19 protein-coding genes are annotated in these 16,143 nt (G+C 72.4%); 1 reads left to right on the top strand and 18 read right to left on the bottom strand.

The window, feature by feature from the left end; genetic code table 11:
- Positions 1-105: 105 nt before the first annotated feature.
- Complete coding sequence (locus ACFPIJ_RS47155; RefSeq protein WP_380126034.1) at positions 106-453, top strand: helix-turn-helix transcriptional regulator; 348 nt, start codon at positions 106-108, stop codon at positions 451-453.
- A gap of 222 nt (positions 454-675) precedes the next feature.
- Here the strand turns inward: ACFPIJ_RS47155 and ACFPIJ_RS47150 are convergent, their stop codons facing one another.
- The 18 genes from ACFPIJ_RS47150 to ACFPIJ_RS47065 all read right to left on the bottom strand — a co-directional run bounded on the left by ACFPIJ_RS47150 (position 676) and on the right by ACFPIJ_RS47065 (position 16,136).
- Positions 676-861, bottom strand: coding sequence for a hypothetical protein (locus ACFPIJ_RS47150; protein ID WP_380126033.1), 186 nt, complete (start codon positions 859-861; stop codon positions 676-678).
- A 311-nt stretch (positions 862-1,172) separates the two neighbouring features.
- Positions 1,173-1,640 (bottom strand): hypothetical protein, encoded by a 468-nt coding sequence (locus ACFPIJ_RS47145; protein ID WP_380126032.1) that lies wholly within the window; start codon positions 1,638-1,640, stop codon positions 1,173-1,175.
- A gap of 73 nt (positions 1,641-1,713) precedes the next feature.
- Positions 1,714-4,083 (bottom strand): DEAD/DEAH box helicase, encoded by a 2,370-nt coding sequence (locus tag ACFPIJ_RS47140; protein WP_380126031.1) that lies wholly within the window; start codon positions 4,081-4,083, stop codon positions 1,714-1,716.
- Positions 4,084-4,195: 112 nt separating this feature from the next.
- Positions 4,196-4,549: a histone-like nucleoid-structuring protein Lsr2 gene (locus ACFPIJ_RS47135; RefSeq protein WP_380126030.1), complete on the bottom strand. Its 354-nt coding sequence runs from the start codon at positions 4,547-4,549 to the stop codon at positions 4,196-4,198.
- A 237-nt stretch (positions 4,550-4,786) separates the two neighbouring features.
- Positions 4,787-5,203, bottom strand: a complete 417-nt coding sequence (locus ACFPIJ_RS47130; protein ID WP_380126029.1) for a hypothetical protein — start codon at positions 5,201-5,203, stop codon at positions 4,787-4,789.
- An 8-nt stretch (positions 5,204-5,211) separates the two neighbouring features.
- A complete protein-coding gene (locus ACFPIJ_RS47125; protein ID WP_380126028.1) occupies positions 5,212-5,709 on the bottom strand; it encodes a hypothetical protein in 498 nt (165 codons plus the stop codon).
- Between the two features lie 404 nt (positions 5,710-6,113).
- Positions 6,114-7,502, bottom strand: a complete 1,389-nt coding sequence (locus ACFPIJ_RS47120; RefSeq protein ID WP_380126027.1) for a hypothetical protein — start codon at positions 7,500-7,502, stop codon at positions 6,114-6,116.
- Positions 7,496-8,350 (bottom strand): SAM-dependent methyltransferase, encoded by an 855-nt coding sequence (locus ACFPIJ_RS47115; protein WP_380126026.1) that lies wholly within the window; start codon positions 8,348-8,350, stop codon positions 7,496-7,498. Before ACFPIJ_RS47115 ends, ACFPIJ_RS47120 begins: the two co-directional genes overlap by 7 nt.
- Positions 8,347-8,961 (bottom strand): hypothetical protein, encoded by a 615-nt coding sequence (locus tag ACFPIJ_RS47110; RefSeq protein WP_380126025.1) that lies wholly within the window; start codon positions 8,959-8,961, stop codon positions 8,347-8,349. The genes ACFPIJ_RS47115 and ACFPIJ_RS47110 overlap by 4 nt, the downstream gene beginning before the upstream one ends.
- The gene (locus ACFPIJ_RS47105) at positions 8,958-9,230 is read right to left on the bottom strand and encodes a hypothetical protein (RefSeq protein WP_380126024.1); all 273 of its coding nucleotides are present in this window, start codon (positions 9,228-9,230) and stop codon (positions 8,958-8,960) included. The genes ACFPIJ_RS47110 and ACFPIJ_RS47105 overlap by 4 nt, the downstream gene beginning before the upstream one ends.
- A gap of 234 nt (positions 9,231-9,464) precedes the next feature.
- Positions 9,465-10,286 carry a class I SAM-dependent methyltransferase gene (locus tag ACFPIJ_RS47100; protein ID WP_380126023.1) on the bottom strand — a complete coding sequence of 274 codons (822 nt, stop codon included), beginning with the start codon at positions 10,284-10,286 and terminating at the stop codon, positions 9,465-9,467.
- A complete protein-coding gene (locus tag ACFPIJ_RS47095) occupies positions 10,283-11,146 on the bottom strand; it encodes an ABC transporter ATP-binding protein (RefSeq protein ID WP_380126022.1) in 864 nt (287 codons plus the stop codon). Before ACFPIJ_RS47095 ends, ACFPIJ_RS47100 begins: the two co-directional genes overlap by 4 nt.
- A gap of 2 nt (positions 11,147-11,148) precedes the next feature.
- Positions 11,149-11,913: an ABC transporter ATP-binding protein gene (locus ACFPIJ_RS47090; RefSeq protein ID WP_380126021.1), complete on the bottom strand. Its 765-nt coding sequence runs from the start codon at positions 11,911-11,913 to the stop codon at positions 11,149-11,151.
- Entirely contained in the window at positions 11,910-12,911 is a 1,002-nt protein-coding gene (locus ACFPIJ_RS47085) for a branched-chain amino acid ABC transporter permease (RefSeq protein ID WP_380126020.1), read from the bottom strand. The genes ACFPIJ_RS47090 and ACFPIJ_RS47085 overlap by 4 nt, the downstream gene beginning before the upstream one ends.
- Positions 12,908-13,789 (bottom strand): branched-chain amino acid ABC transporter permease, encoded by an 882-nt coding sequence (locus ACFPIJ_RS47080; protein ID WP_380126019.1) that lies wholly within the window; start codon positions 13,787-13,789, stop codon positions 12,908-12,910. Before ACFPIJ_RS47080 ends, ACFPIJ_RS47085 begins: the two co-directional genes overlap by 4 nt.
- Positions 13,790-13,838: 49 nt before the next feature.
- Complete coding sequence (locus ACFPIJ_RS47075) at positions 13,839-15,038, bottom strand: ABC transporter substrate-binding protein (protein ID WP_380126018.1); 1,200 nt, start codon at positions 15,036-15,038, stop codon at positions 13,839-13,841.
- A gap of 28 nt (positions 15,039-15,066) precedes the next feature.
- The gene (locus tag ACFPIJ_RS47070) at positions 15,067-15,678 is read right to left on the bottom strand and encodes a GTP-binding protein (RefSeq protein WP_380126052.1); all 612 of its coding nucleotides are present in this window, start codon (positions 15,676-15,678) and stop codon (positions 15,067-15,069) included.
- A gap of 35 nt (positions 15,679-15,713) precedes the next feature.
- Positions 15,714-16,136 carry a roadblock/LC7 domain-containing protein gene (locus tag ACFPIJ_RS47065; protein ID WP_380126017.1) on the bottom strand — a complete coding sequence of 141 codons (423 nt, stop codon included), beginning with the start codon at positions 16,134-16,136 and terminating at the stop codon, positions 15,714-15,716.
- Positions 16,137-16,143: the final 7 nt, after the last annotated feature.

Genomic DNA, 16,143 nt, shown 5'->3' with positions numbered 1-16,143 from the left:
GCGCGCCCGCCGTCCCAGCCAGCCCTTGTTGCCCGCCACCCCCGTGGCCACAACCGAGGGCCACCGACGAACGCACCATCCAGCTATCGACTTGGAGCCATACCTGTGAACCCGAGAGTTGCACCCGCATCGACCACGCCACCGCCATCCACCGCGCCGGTCGCCAACGGCGGCGGGACGTGGACCGAGGAGCGCGTCCGCGCCTTGGGAGTCATCACCGACCTCCCCACCGCCGCGCAGGTGTTCGGTCTCGGCCGCGCCCTGGCCTACGGACTCGCCCGCGACGGGAAGTTCCCCGTCCCGGTCATGAAGGTCGGCAACCGCTACCGCGTCGCCGTCGCCGCCATTCTCGCCGCGCTGTACATCCCAGCCGCCCCAACCACCACGGCCAACCCGGGCACAGCCACAACGTCCGCCGCGCCGTCGGCACCGCCGGACACCGCGGCGACTTGATTCGCCGCCGCGATCAAGCGTCGATCACGACGACGAAAAACAGACGACGGCCGACCCTCCACCGCTAGGCTCCCGCAGTGTTCGCAGCGGCCTTGGGCGGCCTGCAGGATCTCCCACACCGTCGCAGCGGTGACCCTGCAGTCCGGTGGACCTGACATCAGGCGGGAACGATTCGCCGTCTTCGCCTTCAGCCGGCACAACGCAACCGCTGCTGCACGGTCGTCACGCCACGAACTGTGCCCATGACGTGTACCGCAGCGGCGGCCGGGCCGCATCGTCGACGTCCGGCTCCGGCGCGACGGGCACGGAATGCACCCGGGCCAGCAAGCCCCGGGCCTGCTCGGGACGTAATCCCTCGGCGAACTCGAGCAACTCGACCAGCGTCGGTGCCTCACGCATCGGCTCCATATCCACCATGGTCCACCACCAGTGCCGGAATAGGATCGATCGGTGCCAGTAACTTCGACGGAGCCGAGTGCATCGCGGCAGATGAGGGCCAAGATCGGCGGATCGATTTTCCATCTGGATTGACGACGGCATGACCGCCACCGGCAACGAGGAGGTCCGCCGGCGCAAGCCCGACGACCAGTCGAGCGCGGCGACACCCAGCACGAGGCCGAGCTGGGCACCTTCGCACCCCGCTGGCGCGACGCGTAGCGGCGACCAGCTACCGCATGAGTAATGCCGGCCGGCCCGAAGTGGTCCGGGCCGGCTCCAGCTCAGGTCGGGCAACGCGTGGACATGGCCGTCATCGCGGTCAACGCGAAGGTGCCCAGGTTCCCGGTGCTGTATCCGTCGCCGGCGATGTACTGCTTGACCGAGGCGAGCAGGTCGGCCATCGGTTGCCGCAGCTCGGGCTGCTGCACCTGGCCGATCAGCGGCTCCAGTACTGCCGCCCACTCGGTGGCCATCGCCTTCTGTGCCTTGATTCCGCTGGCGGTTCCCGCGGCGTCCTGCCGCTCGCTCACCTCGACGAGCTTCTGCCACGCCTCGTCGAAGGGGATCCACTCCCGCAGGTGCACCGCCTTGAGCTCAACACAGACAGCCGCGTCGACGGCGGACGGCGACGCGGCGGCGCTGCTCGCGGGTGCCGCCGCGGTCGTTGCCTTGCCGTCGCCGCCGCTGTCGCAGCCGGTCAGCAGCACCAGCCCTGCGATGATCACACCCACCCGACCTGAACCAACCATGCGGAGCATCGTGCCATGGTGCTTCACAGGGTCCGACCGGGCCCGTGGAAGCCGGCGGACGTGGATGGGCGCGTCACGGCGTCTGCCCCGACGGCGTGCTGGCGGCTCCGGACCGCGGTCCGGGCGCCGTGCGGCGTGGCCGCCCTGGTTGGTCGCGCCGGTTCTTGAACTGCCAGGAGATGCCCACGGCGTCAGCGGCAGCGATCTGCTCGGCGGTCAGTCGGCCCTCTTCCCGATCCCTGCGGATCTTGAGCATGAACCGGGACAGCACGACCCCGTCGTGCCGGGCGCCGGTGCAGGCCCTAAGGTGTCCGTACTGGGCGTGGAAGGCGCGAAGCGCGGCGAACTGGTCCCACCACTGCTGCTGGCGCAGGTCCCAGACCATGCCCATCGCGTCCAGCTGGGTTCGCGTGTCGCCGGTGAGCCGGCCTTCCCGCAGGTCAACCCGCCGGCTCACCAGCCAGTGATAGACGTCGACGCCGTTGACGACGGTGCCGTGCGGGATGTTCAGGTGGCCGTGCTCTGCGTGGAACGCGGCGACAGCCGCGAACCCGTCGTCCCAGGTCGCCTTGGCCTCCCACACGATGCCGAGCGCTTCGAGGGCGGCGGCACGCTCAGGCAGCAACCGGGCGCGGTGCCGTTCCCTGCGCTGGGTGGCGAGCCACCGGTGCAGGTCGAGGCCGCCGCGGCGGTGCCCGGCCGGGGCGCGGAGATGGCCGTGTTCGGCGTGGAAGGCGGTCGCGGCGGCGAGGCCGCGCTGCCAGGCAGTGCCGAACGGGTCGAGGTCCAGACCGAGCGCGGTGAGCCGCGCACGCCGGTCAACGAGGAGCCGCCCGGCCTGCGCCTGCTCGCGTTGGCTGCCGATCCACCGGTCGAGCCGGACGCCGTGTTCGCGGTGACCGACGGGCACGCGCACGTGGCCGTTGCTGTCGTGGAACGCCTGCAGGGCGGTGTAGCCGACGAGCCAGTCCGAGGTGGTGCCCTGCAGAATGCGGACGCTGATGTGCTCGACGAGCTGCTGGGTGGCGTAGCCGTCCGGCAGCCTCAGCACGACCTGGACCGGGAGTTCCGCACGGCGGGTGCAGGCGGACTGCCGGGACCGGTCGAGCTCGCCGCCGAGGACGTCGTCGTGGGCTCGCAGCGCCAGCAGCACCTGGCACAGGGTCTCCCACTCGCCCAGGTCGCCGTTGTTGAGGACGTCGTCCGGGTCGTCGGGCAGCAGGACGGGCAGCATGATCGTCGCCATCCCCGACCCGCCAAGGCTGCGGCGGAGCCCACGCCCGACGGCCTGGATCACCTCGATCGAGGCGCGGCGCCTGCCGTGGAAGCCGACCCCGTCCACAGCCGGGACGTCCACACCGGTACTCAGGCACCGGACGTTGGACACCATCGTCCAGCCGCCGCCGGGCGGTTCGATGAGATGCTCGAGGTGGACACGCCGCTGCGCGATGCTCTGCTCACCGTCGACGTGACCGGTCGTCAACGGTCCGGGCGGCAGGTCCCCGCCGGCCGCGGCGACGGCCGCGACCGTGCCGGCGAAGGTGCGCGCGAACTCAAGACTGTCCGCGACCCGGTTGGCGAACATCAGCACCCGGCGCAGCCCGAACTCGGCGGCGGCCTTCGCCAGGGCCAGCTGCGTGACCACGGTGCGGGTGGTGGCGTCCGCGTCGCCGTGCACCACATCCGCGCTGGGGCGGCGCAGCGCGGCGAGGACCTCCGCGTTGGTGACGCCGATCGCGACGACGCGGTAGTCGTCCAGCCAGCCGTCGGCGATCGCGCGGGCGGTGCTGTATCGGAACAGCACCGGGCCGAACACCGTCTCGTCGTCCATCGACAACGTCGCCGCGTCATCGACCGCGCCGCGCGCGCCCGTCTGCATGACCCGTGGGGTCGCGGTCAGGTAGAGGCGCCGCCGGGCCGGGAACCGGTCCTGCTCGTGCAGGACAGCGACGTCGGTGTCCGCGCGGCCGGTGGTCTCGTGCGCCTCGTCGACGACCAGCAGGTCACAGGCGACGCCGGCGGCGGCGAGTGCGGCACCGACGATGTGCGCCGACACGTGTGTGGTCACGATCAGCCGCCGGCCCGCCGTCGCCTGGCGGACGAACGCGGCGACGTCGTCGGCGTTGGTGGTGACCGCGCAGTCCAGCTGCGCAGTGTCGCGGACCGCGGCGTCGCGGACGGTCGCGTCGGAACACACGGCGAGCAGCTCGCCCGCAGCCCGGAACCGAGCCCAGACCGCGAGGGTCTGCGCGATCAGGCCCAGCGACGGACACGCGATCACCACCAGACCGTCCGCGACCAGTTGCGCAGCTGCGTGGACCGCCATCAGCGTCTTGCCCGTGCCGCAGGCGGACAGCAGTTGTCCCCGGCCGCCGTCGGTCAGCCCAGCGGTCACCGCGGCGAGAGCCTGCCGTTGGTACGTGCGCAAGGCCGGCAGAGCCACGTCGAGGCGATCGGCCGGTGCCGCGTCCGACCTGTGTTGCTGCAGTTTCAGCACCAGGCACCCCGGTCGGTGACCACTGAGTCGGCATACATCGCCGCCGTAGGCTGCCGCATCAGCGTTGAGCGCGTGCTGGATCACCGGTCATGGCTGCGTGGTACGCAGCGGCGATGCGGTTCGAGATCCTCCCCCGGTCGCGAAGCTCGAAGCCGGCGGCGCGGGCCCAGGCGCGGATCTCAACGCATTCGCGGTCCGGGCGCCGGGCGGTGCGGACGGCGGGCGTGCGGGTGTTCCACTGGACGCAGGTCGCCGCCCGCACGAACGGTCCGACAGCGGCTCGCAGCTTCGCCGCGTTGATGGTGTTGAGGTCGATCTCGTAGTGGGTGCCGTCCAACGCGAAGCGGACGGTCTCGTCTGCCGGGCCTCCGTCGAGGTCGTCGTCGAGGACCTCGATGCTGCGCCTCGCCATGTGCTGCCCTTCAAATCGGGAGGGCACGCCGGGTACATGGACGTGCCAGAGGTGTGGGTTCGTGCTTTCGGTGACCGCTGCCAGCCCGGCGCCGTGTACGTGGGCGCCGGTCGGCGAGGGCTGCTCGCCGACCGGGCTACCCGACGTACGTGGAGCGACCAGGCCGGGTGTGCCGATCGAGCCGCAACGACACGATCTGCTGCTTGAGCCGGTCGGTGCGTCCTCGTGCGGTTGGGTTCAGGACGGCCGGCGGGCACGTGCACGCTCGACCTGTCGGGTGCGCACGGTGCTCGCCACCCACAGCCGCACGCGGGTCGAGGTGAGGTCGGTGTAGATGGTCGGTTCCGTGCACGGTCGTTCGGCGCTGATCTCGCGGCTGGCGATGCCGATCTGCGACCACCGCGAGCCCCGGCTCGCGGTGGTGCTGATGTTTGTGTGGACGACCGGGCTGCCGGAGTCGCCGTCGCCGTAGCAGGCTTCGTCGCCGCTGATGAACCCGCCGCCGCACGCGGTGGCGGGCAGCCTTGCGGTGTCCCGCTGCAGCAGCGCTGGCGGGCCGGTGGTGGTGGGTAGTCGGTGAGGCCCCGGCGCGACCGCTACTCCTGTACCGCTGACGGTGGCCGTCGCGAGGATCGCCGCCGCTGCGGTGCACACGCGCCGGTTCACCATGTCGGACCCGCGGGCGTCTCGACGGGGCGGTGCGGGTCGCAGCGGGTTCGGTGCAGCAGCAGCATGGTCGGCGTCGGACCGTGCTCGGTCGGGGTGGCCAGCCGGTGGCTGAGGACTTCGCCGGTGGCGGTGTCGACGATGAGGTCGATCGAGACTGAGTCTGCGGCGAAGCGGAAGCCCCACCCGGTGCGGTGCTGCTGGTCGCTGCTGGGCCCGAGGCCGGTGATGGCGGACCAGGTGGCGAGGACCCGCAGCAGCGTGGCGCGTTGCTGCGCAGTGAGGGCGCGCACGCCGAGCAGGTCGGTGATCGCGGCGAGGATGGTGCTGCTGTCACGGTCCGGCGTGGCCATGGCCGCGTGGGCGGGCCAGGTCGCCGGGTCGTCCGGGATCGCCGCCAGGCCGGGCGCCGCTGGGACCTCGGTGATGACGACGGGACCGACCGCGGCCAGCGGCGACGTGACGTCGGACCGGACGTGGCGCTGCTCAGTCACCCACCCAGCACCGTCCCTGCGAAGGTGCCGGTGCACGTCGAAGACCATGTCGCCGCCAGTTTCGTCGTGCAGCCACCGTTGGACGTGCACACATGACCCGGGACCGCTACCGGGCTCGGTGGCAACGGACGCTGCCTGTTCGGCGATCGCGAGCAGCTGGTCCCGCGCCGGCTCTCGCATCTCGCCGGCGGCTAGCGCCGCTGGCCGGGCGGTGCCTGCGTGCGCCGCTACTGCAGGATCGCTGGACGCAGCGGCGAGCAGGCCAGTGCTGAGGACGGCGCTGAGCAGCCGACGCGGCTGCGACCATGGTCGAGGGCTACCGGGCACGGGCGGATTCCGATGTTGGTGTGGTGATCGGGGCGGAGGTGGGGGTCGTCATCGAATGGCTTCCTAGGGCTGGGGTCTTACGGGCGCGGTGGGCTGCTGCTGCCGCCCAGTGGCACGGCCGCGGCGGAGGTTGAAGGTTGCTGGGTGCTCAGCCGTGCTGGGGCACAGACGGGCGGGGCGCCGACGACGGTGTTGACGCCGTAGACCAGCGCCACGCAAATGCAGTAGGTCGTCGCCCGGCCCAGGCCGCTGAACCGGTGCTCGGTGGTGCCGGCCGGCACCGTCGCGGTCGTGACCGGGGTGCCGCCGCGGGTCAGCTGCACCACGGCCGGGCTGGTGCCGGTCGGGTCGCTCCAGGTCACGACCAGCACCGTCAGCGGGTTGCGGGTGACGCGGACCTCCTGGGGTGCCGGTGTCGCCGCCGGGCCCTGTGTGGTTGGCGGGCGGGCGGTAACCGGCGCAGCGGGCTGCTGCGGAGGCTCCGGGTCGGGCAACAAGAGCGTGTTGAGCCCTCCGGCGGCGACACCGAGGACGCTGAGCCCGCCGAACAGCCATCTGGCTGTCCAGCGCGGTCGCCACCGACGGGCACGCCGCGGCTGGCGGTCGGCCCGCGCACCCGGCACGGCTCTGGGCAGTACTTCCGGCGGGGCTTCGGACGGGGCTTCGGACAGGGCACGGTGAGCGCCGGCGATGGCGCGGGTGGCGGATCGTCGCGGGCGTGCTGGCGCGGTGGCCGAGGCGGTGCCGGGGCGGGTGAGTGTGTTCAGGGCGGCGATCGCAGTGTCAATTCGGGCGGTGAGGGGGTGGTCGGCGCCGAGGACGTGGTGGGCGGTGTGGGCCGCGTCGTCGAGGACGGTGACAGCGTTGCCCGGTTCGCCGAGCCGTTGGTGGAGTTCGGCGAGGGCGAGGGTGAGCCGGACGCTGGTCGTGGCGTGCTGGCGGGTCGGGCCGCGCAGCCCGGCGATGGCGTCGGCGAGCAGTGGTGCTGCGCGGCGGGGCTGGCCGCGGTCGGCGATGAGCTGGGCGCGGTGGGCGCGGGCGAGGCGCAGTGCCCATCCGGCCTGGCCGGTGTCGTCGGCGCCGCTGTAGACGATCGCGGCGTAGAGGTCGTCGGCGGCGTCGAGCTGACCCTGGTCGTGCACGATGCGGGCGAGGACGCCGGTGGCGCGCAGCGCCGCCGGGTGCGCGGGACCGTGCCGGGCGGTGAGGTCGTCGACGAGGTGCCGGGCCAGCAGGTGCGCTTCCTCCAGGTCACCGGCCTGGCGCAAGGCGTCGGCGAGGCGCCACGTCAGGGTCGCTGCCAGGAACGGCGGACCGCCTGCACCGCTCGGGTCGGCCGGTGCGGCGGGACCGATCTGCTGCACGGCCCAGCGCAGCACCTCCGCCGCGGCGGTGACGTCGCCCGCGTCCTCGTGGTCCGCGGCCAGCCGCAGCAGGTCCCTGATCTCCTCCGTCACCGTCACCACGTCCCGGCACCGCCTCCATCGCCGCCACACACCGCGACGGTGGTCACAGTGAGCAGGCCGCGGTCGCGGCGGGTCCGGCGATCGGCACAGTGGGCGTCGGGGACGGCGGTGGCCGACAGGCCCGCGACGCGGAGCAGCGCCCGTACGTGCTGCCGGGTCCGCAGGTGCAGCGGCTGGTCGGTGTCGGCGTACAGGCGGGTCAGCCAGTCGGTGACGTGGGCCGGCTGCTCGTCGCGGACGAGATGGGACACGACCAGGCGGCTGCCCGCCGGCAACCGCGCGTTGACGGCATGCAGCAGGGCGAGGGCGGCCGGGTCGGTGAGGTGCTGCAGTAGCCCGAGGCACAGCACCAGCACGGGCCTGTGCAAGGTGACCGTGCGGGCCGCGGCGGCAAGCAGGTACTGCGGCCGGTGCGGGTCACCGTGCAGGACAGTGACGTTCCCGCGGCCGCGGTGCACGAGCCGCAGCTGTTCGACCGTGACCGGGTCGGTGTCTACGGCCACGACGTGCACCCGGTCGGGGATGTGCCGTGCGTCGACGCCCGCGACGGTCCCGGCGTCGGCGATCCCGGCGGCAAGGTCCAGCACGACGTGCACGCCGGCGCTGACGGCGGCGAGGACTGCGTGCCGGCGAACCGTCGCCTCGGCGTGCAGCGCGGCGCGCAGGTGCGGCGCCGCGTCCAGCAGTGCCTGGCCGACAGCCCGGTCGGCGGCGAAGGTGTGCCCGCCGCCGCGGACGAAGTCCGCGACCCGGGTAGTGCTCGCCCGCTCCGCGACCGCGTCGAGCGGCACTCCGGCACAGGGTTGCGGGCCTGCGGGGCTGCGCGGGGCGGCGGCGAGGGCGGTCATTGGTGCTCCTGCCGGGCGGGCGCTGACCGGCCGGCGGGCCGGTACGTGGTCCAGCACGACATGCCGTCCGGCAGCAGATGCCGGCCGAGGTCCTGGTAACCGTGGCGGTGTAGCAGCGCCCGGGTCGGTTCGTCGAACGCGTACGCGGTCGCTGCGACGCAGGTGCGGTCGAGTTCGGCATGGCGGTGCTCGAGCAGGGCACAGGCTCGGCCGGTGCGCCGCAGCTGCGGCTCGGTTGCCACGAGTAGCAGCCGCACCTGCGGGCCGGCGATCGACGACGATGGCAGCGCGTCGGCGAGTGCGGTGGCCCGGTCGGCGTACCCGGGGGTGGGGTTGAACCCACCGCCCGCACCGAACACCGGCCGCCTTGTGGCTAGGGCCGGCTGGGGCAGCCACACCGTGATCGCGGACCGGTCGTCGTACAGGTCGATCACACCGCCGCCGGTGAGGACGTGGCGGGCCAGGCGGACCGCGTCGCCGCGCAGCTCGTAGCGGGTGGCGTCGCCGCGCAGCCACTGCAGCAGCGGATGCTGCTCGGCGCAGGCGACGATGGTGTCGGCGGTGAGGTCTGCGTCGCCGACCAGGGCTGTGCAGATTGCTGGGAGGGTCACCGGCTGCCTCGGGCGCTGATGAGGCCGGGTTGCAGCCCGGCGATCTGGACGAACACGGAGCGGCGTGCGACCGCGTCACCGCAGTGGCTGAGCTGGTAGCCGTCCAGCCAGCACCAGCCGTCGTAGGTCTGCCAGTCGTGGACGCGGATGACCCGCAGCAGGATCGGGTTGCTGAACTGCACGCTGGCGGCCTTGGACAGTCGCACGACGTGCCCCGTGTGGGACAGCCCCGAGCGGTACCCGGGACGGGATGTGTTGCTGGCTGGCATGTCGGCGCTCCCTCCGGTGGGCTGGGGCGGTTCAGCTGCTACGGGTCGCTGCTGGTGGTGCGTGTGGCGGCGGGTGACGGTGATGGCGACGTCCGGTTCGGCGGTTCGCGTCGAGTGGGGGGTTGAGCCGTCCGCCGCCACCACCGGGGATGGAGGCGGCGGCACATCGGCAGGGCCGGACCGGCCCAGTCATCCGGCGGGCCGGGTGCGAATGACGGTTCGGCGCCTGGGCGACTACTGGAGCGGTCGTTGCCCGCGGGTGCACACGAACCGGTAGGAGCGGGCGAAGAAGCCGGGATCGGCTACCAGCTCGCGGAAGCGGTCCAGGTCTGCGGTGGTGATTCCGTGCTGGAGCAGCTCGTCCTGCGTCTGGGATGTGTTGGCGTGGTGCATGCGGATGCCGATACTGCCGCCGGACCAGCTTTCCGCGTGCTCGACGGCGTGGACGTCGTGGAGGCCGGCGTCTCGCATGGCGGCGTGGGTGGCGTCGGCCCAGGCCATGTCGACGCCATGGCCTTCCAGGACGTGTTGCAGCGCGTAGACGACGCGGGTGTACAAGTCGGTGTCGCTGTCGCTGGGGCTGCTGTAGACGGTCATGGGGGTGTCGCCGAAGTCGCCGAGGACCAGCCAGCCGCCCGGGGCGAGGGCGTCGGTGAGCGTGCGGAGGACGACGTAGCGTTCCGGCAGGTGCACCAGCACCAGCCGGGCGTGGATGAGGTTGAATGGCCCGTCGAGCGGCAGCCCGTCGCGGATGTCGTGCTCGTAGACGTCGAGGTCGCCGCCCGGGGTGATCCGGCTGAGGTCCAGGTCGACTGCGGCTACCTGGCCGGTCGGGCCGACCCGGCCGGCCAGGTAGCGGGCGATCGAACCGCTGCCAGGACCGATTTCCAGACACCGGTTGCCGGGATGAAGGGGCAGTTGGTCGATGACGCGGCGGGTGACCGGGTCGAGGAAGTGATCCAGTGCCATGAGCCGGACCGCCGCGTGGTCCGCGCTGTTGCCGAGCGCGTAGGCGGCGCGGTCCTCGATGCCGTCGGTGACGGTGGTGCTGCTCACGAAGGTCCTCCTGTCGCGGTGGTGCCTGTGGTCGCTGTGGATGCGGCGCTTGGAGCTGGAAGGGTGTCGATCCAGACAGCGGCTCGTCCCGGCCGCTGGTCGAGGGTTGCTGCGGCGGCTGTCCCGGCGGCGGGGGTGCTGCCGTGGGTGCCGGGGGTGAGTGCCGCGCGCAGTCCGTCGGGGTCGGCGCGGATGGTTGCTGCGTCGAGGTGGGCAGTGACCCGGCCGGCGGTCAGCACGCTGGTCTGGTCGGCAACCGTGCGGGCGAGGTTGGGTTGCGGGGTGGCGAGCAGGACGGCGAGGCCATCGCCGGCGAGGGCGGTGATGGTGCGGCTGATCTGCTCGCTGATGGCGGGGGCGAGCCCTTCGGTGGGTTCGTCGAGTAGCAGCAGTGCTGGTTGGGTGAGCAGGGCGCGGGCGATGGCGAGCATCTGCTGTTCGCCGCCGGACAGGTGCGCGCCGCGGTGCCGGAGCCGGGTGGCCAGGTGCGGCAGCAGGTTCAGGACCCGGTCTCGGGTCCACCGTGCCGCGGTCGAGGTTCCGGTGGTGTGGCGTTGGGCGATGGCGAGGTGTTCCGCGACGGTGAGCGAGGCGAACACCCGTCGGCCTTGCGGCACGTAGCCGATGCCGGCTCGTGTCCGTCGGTGGGCGGGCTGCCCGGTGAGGTCGGTGCCGTCGAGAAGGATCCGGCCGGTGGCTGGTGGGATGAGCCCGGCGATGGTGTGCAGCAGGGTGGTTTTGCCGGCGCCGTTGTGGCCGACGACGGCGTGGACCGTCCCGGCCGGGACGGACAGGTCGATGCGGTGCACGACCACGCCGCCGCCGTAGCCGGCGCTGACCTGCTCCAGGGACAGCCGCATGCTCACCCCGTCCCGTGGGGGGTGCCGAGGTAGACCTCGGCGACCGCCGGGTGGGTGTGGATGGCGTGCGGGGTGCCGGTGGCCAGGACCCGGCCGTGGTGCAGGACGGTCACGGTGTGCGCGAGGGTGGTGACCACGTCCTGGTTATGTTCCACGAGCAGGACCGCGGTCTGTGCCGGCAGCCGCCGCAACGCGTCCAGCAGCAGGGTCAGGTCGTGGTCGGCGAGGCCGGCGGCGGGTTCGTCGAGCAGCAGCACGGCGGGGTTGGCGGTGAGCGCTCCGGCGATCTCCAGGAGTCGGCGTTGCCCGTGGGAGAGTTCGCGGGCCGGGGTGTGCGCGTGGTCGCCGAGGCCGACCTCGTCGAGGCGGTGCAGGCCACGGGCGGCGAGTGTGCGGCGCCTGGCGGGCCGCCACGCGGTGTGGGTGCCGGTGTGCCGCCACGCGGCGACGACCAGGTTGTCCAGCGCGGTGAGCGACTCAAGGACCGCGGGGGTCTGGAAGGTGCGGCTGAGGCCGAGCCGGGCGCGGCGGACCGGGCGGGTGCGGGTGATGTCGCGCCCGGCGAGGACGACCTGTCCGGCGGTGGGCCGGATGGTGCCTGCGAGGAGGTTCAGCAGGGTGCTCTTCCCGGCACCGTTGGGGCCGATCAGCGCGTGCCGGTCCCCGGCCGCGAGGTCGAGGTCGACGTCATCGACTGCGAGGAAGGGTCCGTATCGGCGGGTCAGCCCTCGGGCGGACAGCTGCGGCCCGAACGACGTCTGGGTCATGACGACGGCACCTCCGCCGCGACCGGCGGGTGCTGTCGGCGGCGCCGGCCGGGACCGGCCAGACCCTTCGGGCGCACGTACACCACGGCGACGAACAACACACCGAGCAGCAGGGGGCCGCGGCCGGGGACGGTGGCGGCGGCCCAGTCCCGCACAACGGCGACAAGGGCGACCGCGGCGAGGGCGCCGCCGAGGGACCTGCCACCGCCGATGGTCACGGCGAGCAGCACCAGCGCGGCGACCTCGAACCCGACGTCGCCGGGTGAGACGTAGCGTTGTCCGGTGACCAGCAGCGCGCCGCCGATCCCGGCGATCGCACCGGCGCCGACGTAGGTGGCGACGAGGTACCGGGTGACGGGGTGGCCGCTGGCCCGCATCCGCGTCTCGTGGTCGCGGCATCCTTGCAGCAACAGCCCGGCCGGTGTCCGCAGCGTCCACCACAGGGCGGCGGTGACCGCCACGGCGACGGTGAGGGCGTAGCCGTAGACGGCCCGGTCCTCGAGCATCGGAGCGGTGCCCCACCACGGTTGGGTGGCGGGGATGCCGGCCAGGCCGTCGGTGCCGCCGGTGACCGTCGTCCACTGCCCGGCCGCGACCGCCGTCAGCTCGCCCACGGCGAGGGTGACCATGAGGAACGTGATCCCGCGGGTGCGGGTCACGGCCACGCCGATGGGGAGGCAGAACACGGCCGCGGCGGTAGCGGCGGCGGCGAGCTGGGCCGGGCCGGCGGTGATGCCGTGGCGGGCCAGGATCGCGGTGGTGTAGGCGCCGACGGCGTACGGGGCGACCTGCCCGAGGCTGGGCAGCCCGGCGGTCCCGGCCAGGACCGCGACGCTGAGGGCGAGCAGGGCGAGGCTGAGGATCCGGGTCCAGGAGCTCAGCGTGTACGGGTCTGCGAGGATTCCGGCGGCGGCGAGGGCGGCGATCGCCGCGAGCCCCCACACTGGTGCCGGGAGGCCGCTGCCACGGCGCAGCACCGCGCGCCAACTGCGGCTCATGCGTGACCCCCGATCTGGAGCGGCTGGCGCCGCACCAGCAACGTGAGGGCCATCGCGGCGAACAGCAGGTACGGCGTCCACGTGGGGGCGAGGACCACGCCGAGGCTTTGGACCTGCCCGACCCCGACGGCGGCGGTGACCGCGCCGCCGACCGAGCCGAGCCCACCGACCACGACGATCACCAGCGACAGCAGCAGCACCGTGTCCGCGGTGCCCGGGCCTGGTCCGATGATCGGCGCGCCGAGCACCCCGGCAAGGCCGGCCAGCGCACCGCCGGCGGTCAGGACGGCGGCGAGGACGGTGTGGGGGTTGGTGCCCAGGCAGGCGAGCATGTGCGGGTCGTCGACCATGGCTCGCAGCCGGGCCCCAGCTCGGCTGCGAGCCAGGGCCAGCCACCCGCCGCCGGCGAGGATCGCCGAGATGGCGATGAACGCCAGCCGGTATGCCGGGTACCGATGCCCCGCGAGGGTGACGGTGGTGTCCAGCCCGGCCGGCACGGTGGGGCGCAGGTTGTCCGGTCCGAAGGCCAGGACGAGCGCGGCGCCGGCGACGAGCGCGACGCCGAAGGTCAGCAGCGCCTGCGCCAGGTGCCCCCGGCCCGTGACCGGCATGAGGGCTGCGGACAGCAGCGCGCCACCGGCCGCGCCGGCGAGGGTGCCTGCGGCCGCGGCGATGGCGAGGCTGGTCCAGGAGCCGTCGCTGATGAGCGCGGCGGCGTAGGCGCCGACGGCGTAGAGGCTGCCGTGGGCCAGGTTCAGCACCCCACCCGCCCCGAACACCAGGGTCAAGGGGGCTGCCAGGGTGAACAGCAGCAGCCCGTAGGCGACCCCGTCGATGACCGGGATCAGGTACACATCGAGGGCATTGAGCGGGCCCACGGCAGGTTCGTCCTCTCGCCGACAGAACTCGGTTGGGGGAAGGGGCTGTTCAGGCGCCGATGGTGGCCAGGTCCTGCACGACGCGGTTGGCCAGTTGGGTGCCGTCGCGGCGGACCACGCGCAGGTACCAGTGCTGGATCGGGGTGTGGTTCTTGGGGCTGAACTGCCACGCGCCGCGCGGGCTGTCGATCTGCCCGAGCTGACCGATCGCTTCGTTGATCTTCACCGGCGTGACCTTGCCGCTGATCCTTGCGATTGCCTTGTCGAGGACGGCGGCGGCGTCGTAGGCGGCCATCGCATACGTGGTCGGCGACCGGTCTGCGTGGCGGGTCGTCCACTCGGCAATGAATGTCCGGTTCGCGGCGTTGTCCAGGTCTGGGCTGTAGTTGAGGACGTTCCAGATGCCTTCGGCTGCCGCGCCCTGCTGCTGCAGGACGGGACCTTCGGTCAGGAACGCCCCGTACAGCGGCAGGTTCTTCGCATCGGACTGCCGGTACTGGGTGACGAACCCGACGGCGTTCGCACCGCCGAAGAACGCGTAGACCGCCTTGGCGTCCGACTTGGCGATCTGCGACAGGTACGGCAGATAGTTCGGCGTGTCCGGGAACGGTGTCCAGGTGGCCTTGCCGGCCGGGTTGGCGAGTTTCCCGCCGAGCTTGGTGTACGTGTCGGTGAAACCGCCGACCTGGTCGTAGCCGCCCTTGTAGTCCGGACCGATCGCCCACACCGGCCCGTCCACGTGCTCCTTGACGTACGGGGCGATCGCGGTGCCCGGGTCCGGTGACCGGAAGCTGGTGGTCCACAGCCAGTCGGAGTTGTCGGTGTCCGGTCGGCCGTTGGACCCGATCAGCGGGATCTTGTGTTCGGTGGCGAGCGCGGAGATGGCCAGGTACGACCCGGACGCCACAATCCCGGCCAGTGCCGCGACGTGCTCGTCTTTGACCAGCCGGGTGGCCGCAGGCAGGGCGGTGGCCGCGCCGTTGCCTTCGTCGGCGACGACGAGGTCGACCTTCCGGCCGCCGAACCGGCCGTCGTGGGTGTCCAGGTAGAGCTGGAACCCGTCGCGCATCTCCTGCCCGACGTCCTGGTAGGTCCCGGACAGGCTGCCCACGAAGCCGATCTTGACCGTGTCGGTGCCGGTGTCGCCGGCGTTGCTGCCGCCGCAGCCGGTCATCGCCAGGGCCGCCGCGAGCACCCAGGCCAGCCGGGTCGCCCAGGTCGCCCGGTGCCGCGTTCGTCGTTGTTGCATGTGTCTGCTCCTGAGAGGTTGGTGGGGCTTAGCGGGCACCGGTGCCGGGCGGTCGGATCCGCCGGGCCAGAAGGTGCTCGACGAGGGTGATCAGGACCTGCTTGGCGCCTTCGCGGTTGCGGGCATCGCAGGCCAGTACCGGCACCGATGCGGGCAGCGTGAGCGCTTCGCGGAGCTCCGGTTCGGGGTACTCGGGTGCGCCGTCGAACTGGTTGACGACCACCACGAACGGCAGCCCGGTCCGTTCGAAGTAATCGATCGGGCCGAAGCTGTCGGTCAGCCGCCGTACGTCGACCAGGACGATCGCGCCGAGCGCGCCGTGGCAGACCGAGTCCCACATGAACCAGAACCGCTGCTGACCTGGCACGCCGAACAGGAACAGCGCGATACCACCGGGGTCACCGAGCAGGGTGATGCGGCCGAAGTCCATCGCCACCGTGGTCGCCGTCTTGGCCGGCACCGCGCTGGTGTCATCCAGCGCGCGGCTGGCCGCGGTCATCGCGACCTCGGTGGCGACCGGGGCGATCTCCGACACCGAGGCGACCATCGTGGTCTTTCCCACGCCGAACCCGCCCGCGATCACGATCTTCACGGTTGTCCGCCGCGCCCCGGTGACCCCGGACGTCACTGCCGCCTGCATGACGGTCTGCATCGCTGTGGCTGCCATGCCCGCACCTATCCGGCCATCCCGGACGCGGTGAGCATGGACGCGGTGAACGCGTCGGCCCGTGCCTGCGGGCGCAGCGCGGGTCCGACCCGGTTGATCAGCTCGGCCAGTTCATGGCCCACCTGCCCGATGTCGCACCCTGGGGCGGCGAGGGCAAGCAGGGCGCCGCTGGACACCGACATGGTGAACATGAGCCCGCCCGTCATCTCGGTCAGGTTGGACACCACCTGCCCGGCTTCCAGGTTGTTTGCCGCGCCGTGCAGCAACGCGACCAGACCGGAGGCGATCGCGGCCAGCCGTTCCGCACCATCTCTGGGCAGGCTCTGGTTTCGGGCGACGAGCAGCCCGTCGACCGACACAGCCACGATGTGCGTGACCTTCGGTACCCGGCCGACGAAGTCGTTCAATAGGAAGTTCACATCGACGCTCACGACTGTT

The organism is Dactylosporangium cerinum (assembly GCF_042653625.1).
In the GTDB taxonomy this organism is placed as follows: Bacteria; Actinomycetota; Actinomycetes; order Mycobacteriales; family Micromonosporaceae; genus Dactylosporangium; species Dactylosporangium cerinum.
This window is presented reverse-complemented; position numbering and strand designations above follow the sequence as displayed.